The 7,267-nt window shown below is 57.0% G+C and carries 7 protein-coding genes and 1 tRNA gene; all 8 read left to right on the top strand.

The window, feature by feature from the left end; genetic code table 11:
- Positions 1-131: 131 nt before the first annotated feature.
- The 8 genes from I1M21_RS03305 (at position 132) to I1M21_RS03270 (ending at position 7,267) form a co-directional block, all read left to right on the top strand.
- The gene (locus I1M21_RS03305) at positions 132-821 is read left to right on the top strand and encodes an HAD family hydrolase (RefSeq protein ID WP_195192406.1); all 690 of its coding nucleotides are present in this window, start codon (positions 132-134) and stop codon (positions 819-821) included.
- A 9-nt stretch (positions 822-830) separates the two neighbouring features.
- Complete coding sequence (locus tag I1M21_RS03300; RefSeq protein ID WP_195192405.1) at positions 831-1,472, top strand: thiamine diphosphokinase; 642 nt, start codon at positions 831-833, stop codon at positions 1,470-1,472.
- A gap of 70 nt (positions 1,473-1,542) precedes the next feature.
- Positions 1,543-1,618: transfer RNA gene (locus I1M21_RS03295), tRNA-Ala, on the top strand.
- A gap of 772 nt (positions 1,619-2,390) precedes the next feature.
- Positions 2,391-2,936: an antiterminator LoaP gene (gene loaP / locus I1M21_RS03290; RefSeq protein WP_271762495.1), complete on the top strand. Its 546-nt coding sequence runs from the start codon at positions 2,391-2,393 to the stop codon at positions 2,934-2,936.
- Positions 2,937-3,003: 67 nt separating this feature from the next.
- The gene (locus I1M21_RS03285) at positions 3,004-3,777 is read left to right on the top strand and encodes a sugar transferase (RefSeq protein WP_195192403.1); all 774 of its coding nucleotides are present in this window, start codon (positions 3,004-3,006) and stop codon (positions 3,775-3,777) included.
- Positions 3,777-4,997, top strand: coding sequence for a glycosyltransferase family 4 protein (locus I1M21_RS09955; protein ID WP_195192402.1), 1,221 nt, complete (start codon positions 3,777-3,779; stop codon positions 4,995-4,997). The genes I1M21_RS03285 and I1M21_RS09955 overlap by 1 nt, the downstream gene beginning before the upstream one ends.
- Complete coding sequence (locus I1M21_RS03275) at positions 4,990-6,048, top strand: polysaccharide biosynthesis protein (protein ID WP_195192401.1); 1,059 nt, start codon at positions 4,990-4,992, stop codon at positions 6,046-6,048. The genes I1M21_RS09955 and I1M21_RS03275 overlap by 8 nt, the downstream gene beginning before the upstream one ends.
- 1 nt (position 6,049) lies before the next feature.
- The gene (locus I1M21_RS03270) at positions 6,050-7,267 is read left to right on the top strand and encodes a polysaccharide biosynthesis C-terminal domain-containing protein (protein WP_195192400.1); all 1,218 of its coding nucleotides are present in this window, start codon (positions 6,050-6,052) and stop codon (positions 7,265-7,267) included.

The raw sequence follows: 7,267 nt of genomic DNA, 5'->3' as shown, positions 1-7,267 counted from the left end.
GCCTCAAGAAGGAGTAACATCGGGGCTTGCAGCGACGGACCTCAGGACACTCTTACACCACGTCTGCGCGCGCGACCTTGGTAAAACGTTTTTAGCAGGTTGTTTACCATTTGACATCGAAAGGTACGTTTATGTCCCAGACCGCCGCCCATAATGTCGCTTTTATTTTCGATTGCGACGGCACACTGGTGAATAGCACCCCCGTTTGGGCCTATGCCCAGCCCGAGTTATTGCACCGCCACGGAGTTGACGTGACGGTCGACGATTTTGCCCAATTTGAGCACTTGTCGCTCGAGGACGAGTGCCAGGCCTACCACGACACTTGGGGCATTGGCACAGATGGCGAAGAGTTGTATCGCGAACTGAGCGACATCCTGATCGACGGCTACTCCAAGGTGCCGCCGCGCGAGGGGCTTCTGGCATTTTTGAAGCAGGCGCAGGAGGCCGGTATCGCCATGTGCGTGGCTACGTCCACGCCGGCCGAGCTGGTAAAGTCTGCACTCGCTGGTGCCGGGCTTGACGCGTACATGGAGTTTGTTACCACGACGGGCGAGGCGGGACGCTCCAAACAGTTCCCGGATGTGTATGAACTTGCGCTGCGTCGCTTGGAGGAGCGCCATGGGCGCAAGTTTGAGCGCGCTTGGGTGTTTGAGGACGCCGTCTTTGGCCTAAAGAGCTCTGGCTCTGCCGGCTTTAAGCGCGTGGGCATCTATGACCCGCACGGCCGCATGAAGCGCGACGACGTGCTCGCCAACTGCGATATCTTTATCGACAGCTACGAGGAGCTGGATCTGGCCCGCGTGCTTTCGTTTGAGGGATAGGCGAGGGCTGTGGCTTGCAAGGTATTAGTGGTCTGCGGCTCGCCCGTGGTGGCGAGCGCGGATCTGTTGCGTCGGCTAGCAGGGGAGTGCGATCACGTTGTCGCCGTGGACCGCGGACTCGACGCGCTGCTGGGCGCGGGATTGGGCTGCGACGTATATGTAGGGGACGCCGATACGGTAAGCGAAGCCGGTCGCGCTCTTGTTGATGCCGCTGAGGACTTTGAAGTTGAGCGCCACGACCCGTACAAGGACTATACCGATCTGGCACTGGCGCTCGATTCCGTCCGTCGCCGCTGGCCAGGTGCCGAAGTAGTTGCGACCTGCGCCACTGGCGGCCGTCCGGACATGGCGCTTTCCGTACTGGGGCTGCTTGCAGGCTACGAGGATGCCCCTATCTGGATCGCCGAGGATAAGGTGGTCGCCCGCTTCCTTCGCGCAGGCGAATCGTGGACCATCGAAGGTGCCGAAGGCAAGACGTTCTCCATCATCGCCATAGCCCCCAGCACCGAGGTAAGCGAACACGGCCTAGAATGGGAGCTAGACCACAGCCCCCTGGGCTTTTTGGCCGACACGGGCATCAGCAACGTCGTCAGGTCAACAGCCACGATCCAAGTCCACACCGGAACCGCCATCGCTTACCTATATCAATAGGCATTTAGAGTCTGACCCAAAAAAGTCCTTGCACGTCGCGCCAACTTCCCCTATAGTATCTCCTCGTCACGGGGGCGTAGCTCAGCTGGGAGAGCGCTTGACTGGCAGTCAAGAGGTCAGGGGTTCGATCCCCCTCGTCTCCACCATCGTGAATGCAAAGGCCTTCGGAATTCCGAGGGCTTTTTTCATGCCAAAACACCACGCGCCACAAACCCCACCTACGCCAACAAAAAGTTGCACAATTTATTTCCCATGTCTGTACATAGTTTGTTATCCAAACGCAATTACCAGTGCAGCTCGCTGCTCCGTTTGGGCTTCAGGAACGCTCCCAATTATTGCCAGCACCCCAATAACCTGCGCCAACGTGAACAACATCCTAAAACAACCCCCTTAAGCACGTCAAATGAACGATATGTTGTCCAACGCAACCCAAATCAGTTTCTCTACCAGCTTGTGCTAGGATAACTAACGTTACATGAGTTCAACTGTGCTCAAGGCTCCAGCAGATCACAAAGCGCAGGGTAAATCAGCATCCGGCCGTAACGGCGGTGCCAGAAACACCACGAGCTCCAATATAGATGTCATGCAACGTTATGTATTTGCACTGAGTTAATTCTAAGATGCATTTATTCGCTTGCATGCCAAAGCGTAGCAGTTCTTCAGCTGTTTGCGTGCGGTCCAGTTTTGTTCCCACTTGACTGGGTCGCACGCAGTCAGCTGGGGACGCGGTCATTTTGCGATACACGTCCGCGTCTCTAGCAACTGCGCTTATACATACCGTTCACGGTGGGGCAGAGCCACGTGCTTGTCTAACTGGGCTCAGGGTTTGAATATGGAGCGCCTTCGCGCACAAGCGCCCTGGCGAAGCCATACACAAACCCCGTGAGCCACACGTAAGACAGCAAGGGGGTGGTGCTCGTGTGGTATGTGATCCAGGTCATTAACGGTCGCGAAGACGTAATGCGCGAGCGCATTGAGCGTATGGTGCCGGCTGGTGCCATGCAGGAGCTCTTTTATCCCCAATTTCAAACCGAGATCAAAGTACACGGCGAATGGGTCAATACGACCAAGCCGCTCTTTCCCGGTTATCTTATCTGCGATACGGCAGATCCCCGTACCGTGCAACAGTATCTGCTGCGCATGGATGACTTTGCCAGGGTGTTATCCCAGGACGGTCAGTTTGTGCCGTTGGCAAAAGAAGAGGTCCAGCTTATTGGCGGCTTTACGTATAGGGGAGACCGCATAGTGCCCATGAGCGAGGCCCTAAAAGACGGTGACAAGGTCGTAGTGACGGCAGGCCCGCTACTGGGCCACGAAGGCCTTATCAAAACCATTAACAGACGCAAGAGCACTGCTTATTTGGAGCTTGACCTGTGCGGCCGACGCGTAACTACGCGCGTTGGCCTTGCCGTGCTTTCGGCCGAGCAGCGCGTAATGCGAAACCTTAAAAAAGCGATCGCCTAGCTGCAGGCGACTGTTTAACGGGACAGGGAGGATCCTCGGGGGCGGGGAGATAGTGTTGGAAGAGAACGTGCATAACAATCAAATGGGGGATGCGGCAGCGCTTACTGTCACGCTTGAGGACAGGCGCGAGGCTGCAAAGCTTAACAGCGTTGGCAAACATGAGCCGAAGCTATCCGAGAACGGCATTCCGACCGATGTGCTGGAAAAACTGCTGCCTGGTGACGACATCATTGAACTAGAAGAACCCATCGTAAACGGTGGACTTTTCTACCGCTTTATCAAGCGCTCTTTCGATGTTGTCTCTTGCGGTTGTGCGCTCGTTATTCTCGCGATTCCGATGGCTGTTATTGCCATCAAGATTAAGTCCGAGTCCGAAGGCCCCGTCATTTACGCGCAGCGTCGCGTTGGCAAAGATGGCAAGGTCTTTAATATCTATAAGTTCCGCAGTATGTATACCGATGCTGAATCTCGTGGTGCCCAGTGGGCACAGGACGAAGATCCGCGCGTAACACCGTTTGGCAAGTTTATGCGCAAGACGCGTCTGGATGAGATTCCGCAGTTTTGGAATGTCTTTAAGGGCGATATGAGTCTTATCGGTCCGCGCCCCGAGCGTCCTGCGTTCTGCGATGCGTTTGAGAAGCGTATTCACGGATGGCATTACCACACTATGGTCCGTCCGGGCATTTCCGGTCTTGCCCAGGTAACGGGTGGCTATGACTTGCTTCCCAGCGAAAAGGTCATGTTTGACCTCCAGTACATTAAATCAAGAAATATCAAGACGGACCTTGTGATTATGCTCAAGACGCTTGGCGTTGTGAGCACGGGAGACGGTGCGAGATAGTGAATATTCTCGTCGTCTGCCAACATTATTGGCCTGAGCCCTTTAACACCTCTGACGTATGCGAAGAGCTTGTTAAGCGTGGCCATTCGGTGACCGCATTAACCGGTCTGCCTAATACGGGAATGCCAAATTCCGATATTCCCGATGAGTATAGAAATGGCAAAAATCGGGTTCAAAAGCGTAACGGCGTAACTATTCTGCGTGCAAATTTAGCACCTCGAAAAACGGGTGCCGCAAACAGGGTTAAAAACTATCTTTCCTTTTGGTACAACGCAGATAAGCTTGCACGAGATATTAAAGATGAGTTTGATGTTGTTCTTGGTTACCAGTTTTCACCTGTTATGCAAGTTGATCCCGGTTTGGTTTATGCCAAGAAGCATCACAAGAAGATGCTTCTATATTGCTTTGATCTTTGGCCTATAAGTTTAACTGCGGGCGGCTTTAGCCAGGAGTCTCTCCCTTATAAATGGATGTCTTCTGTAAGTAGGCGGATTTATAGTCGGGCTGACAGGATCGCTGTCACTTCGCCGCTGTTTGACGAATATTTCTCAAGCAGTCTTTCCTTGAATAGAGAACCGTCTGACTACCTTCCTCAATATGCAGACGATAATTTTGGGACGGTAGGGGCTTCTGGCGGATGCGATGGCTATGACCCGACAAAGGTAAATCTAACGTTTGCGGGAAACGTTGGACAGGCTCAGTCTGTCGCAACTATTGTCCGTGCTGCCAGTCTTTGCAACAACGATCGAATTGTTTTCCATGTTGTTGGGTCGGGTTCTAGACTCGATGATTGTAAACGACTCGCTGAGACGTTAAAGGCTAAGAATGTTGTCTTTCATGGGCGTAAACCCATAGAGAAAATGCCTCGGTATTATGCAGCTTCCTCAGCCATGCTGGTTACGTTTGAGGATAGCCCCATGGCCACGTATACGTTGCCCAGAAAAGTTACGACATATCTTGCGGCTGGTAAGCCTGTCTTAGCTGCACTCTCCGGTGAAACTAAGCGTGTACTCGACGAAGCGCATTGCGGCCTTTGTTGCGCTATTGAGGATGCCAAAGGTTTGGCACGTATCTGCGATGAATTTGTTGAACGCAACGACAAAGAACTAATGGGCAAAAACGCCCGCTCCTATTACGAATCCCATTTCTCCAAAGAGATGTTTTTCGACAAATTGGAATCAATCCTTAAGGAACTTGCTGGGGAGAATAATAATGGTTAACACCAACGCTTTTAAAGACAAGACCCTGATGATCACAGGTGGCACCGGCTCTTTCGGCAACACCGTGCTCAAGCACTTCATGAACACCGACCTGGCTGAGATCCGCATCTTCTCGCGCGACGAGAAGAAGCAGGACGACATGCGCCACCTCCTGCAGGAGAAGTCGCCCGAGCTCGCCTCCAAGGTACGTTTCTTCATCGGCGACGTGCGCAACGCCCAGTCGGTGCGCGACGCCATGCACGGCGTGGACTACATCTTCCACGCCGCCGCCTTGAAGCAGGTGCCCTCCTGCGAGTTCTTCCCCATGGAGGCCGTTCGCACCAACGTCATCGGCACGGACAACGTGCTCCACGCCGCAATCGAGGAGGGCGTGGACCGCGTCGTGTGCCTGTCCACCGACAAGGCCGCATACCCCATCAACGCCATGGGCAAGTCCAAGGCCATGATGGAGTCCATCATCTACGCCAACGCCCGCAACGGCGCCGGCCGCACCACCATCTGCTGCACCCGCTACGGCAACGTCATGTGCTCGCGCGGCTCGGTCATCCCGCTGTTCATCGACCGCATCCGCAAGGGCGAGCCGCTCACGGTCACCGACCCCAACATGACCCGCTTCCTCATGAACCTGGACGAGGCCGTGGACCTGTTGCAGTTCGCCTTCGAGCACGCCAACCCCGGCGACCTGTTCATCCAGAAGGCGCCTGCCTCCACCATCGGCGACCTCGCCGAGGCCGTGCAGGAGGTCTTCGGCCGCGTGGGGACCCAGGTCATCGGCACCCGCCACGGCGAGAAGCTCTTCGAGACCCTCATGACCCGCGAGGAGCGCCTGAGGGCCGAGGACATGGGCGGCTACTACCGCGTGGCATGCGACTCGCGCGACCTCAACTACGACAAGTTCGTCGTGGACGGCGAGGTGGAGACCCAGGCCGACGAGTCCTACACCTCCCACAACACCGAGAGGCTCGACGTGGAGGGCACCATCGCCAAGATCAAGACCGCCGAGTACGTGCAGCTGGCGCTCGAGGGCCGCGAGCACGAGGCGGTGCAGTAGGGTGCGCGTCCTCGTCACCGGCGCCAGGGGCTTCGTCGGCAGGAACCTCTGCTGCGCGCTGAAAAACATCCGCGACGGCAAGGACCGCCGCGAGAAGTATCAGGGGCTGCTCCCGCTCGAGGTCATGGAGTACGACGTCGACTCGACGCCCGGGGAGCTGGACGGCTACTGCTCCCGCGCCGACTTCGTCTTCAACCTGGCCGGCGTCAACCGCCCCGAGGACCAGGCGGAGTTCATGGAGGGCAACTTCGGGTTCGCCTCCACGCTGCTCGAGGCGCTCGAGCGCCACGGCAACACGTGCCCCGTCATGCTCTCCAGCTCCGCGCAGGCGAGCCTGTCTGGCCGCTTCGAGGGTTCGGTCTACGGCGAGTCCAAGCTGGCGGGTGAGGGCCTGTTCCGGAAGTATGGTGAGCGCACCGGCGCGCCGGTGCTCATCTACCGCTTCCCGAACCTCTACGGCAAGTGGTGCCGCCCGCGCTACAACTCCGCCGTGGCCACATTCTGCGACGCCATCGCTAACGGCCGCCCCTACACCGTCAATGACCCCAGCGTGGAGCTGGAACTCCTCTATATCGACGACCTCGTCGAAGAGATGCTGGGCGCCCTGCTGGGGCAGGAGCACCGCTGCGGCTACGAGGGGCTGGAGCGCGTCGATGGGGACGGGTTCTGCTACGTCCCGGAGACCGATGTGAAGACCCTGGGCGAGATCGTCTACCTGCTGGGCTGCTTCCGCGACAGCCGCGAGACGCTCTCGGTTCCCGACCTATCCGAGGAGTCCTTCTCCAAGAAGCTCTGGAGCACGTTCCTGTCCTACTACGAGCCGGGTAACTTCGCCTACGGCCTCAAGCCCAACGTCGACGGCCGCGGCTCGTTCACCGAGTTCCTGCGCACGCCGGAGCGCGGGCAGGTCTCGGTCAACGTGAGCAAGCCCGGGATCACCAAGGGCAACCACTGGCACATGAGCAAGTGGGAGAGGTTCCTGGTGGTCTCCGGCACCGCGTCCATCAAATTGAGGAAGGTGGGGGAGGACGCCGAGGGCAACCCGTTCCCGGTCGACGAGTACATCGTCTCCGGTTCAGACATGCGCGCCGTTGAGATGATCCCCGGCTACACGCACTCCATCACCAACCTGTCCGACATCGAGGACCTCGTGACGGTCATGTGGGCCAACGAGCCCTTCGACCCCGAGAACCCCGACACCTACTACGAGGAGGTCTAG

The sequence above is a fragment of the Collinsella aerofaciens genome (genome assembly GCF_015546965.1).
GTDB classification, from domain to species: domain Bacteria; phylum Actinomycetota; class Coriobacteriia; order Coriobacteriales; family Coriobacteriaceae; genus Collinsella; species Collinsella aerofaciens_X.
The sequence above is the reverse complement of the archived record's forward strand: the minus strand, read 5'-3'. Positions and strand labels throughout refer to the sequence as shown.

Bases quoted from the DNA above. Each gene is read 5' to 3' on its own strand.
- I1M21_RS03275 (WP_195192401.1), top strand. From the start codon at position 4,990: ATGGTTAACACCAACGCTTTTAAAGACAAGACCCTGATGATCACAGGT.
- I1M21_RS03305 (WP_195192406.1), top strand. From the start codon at position 132: ATGTCCCAGACCGCCGCCCATAATGTCGCTTTTATTTTCGATTGCGAC.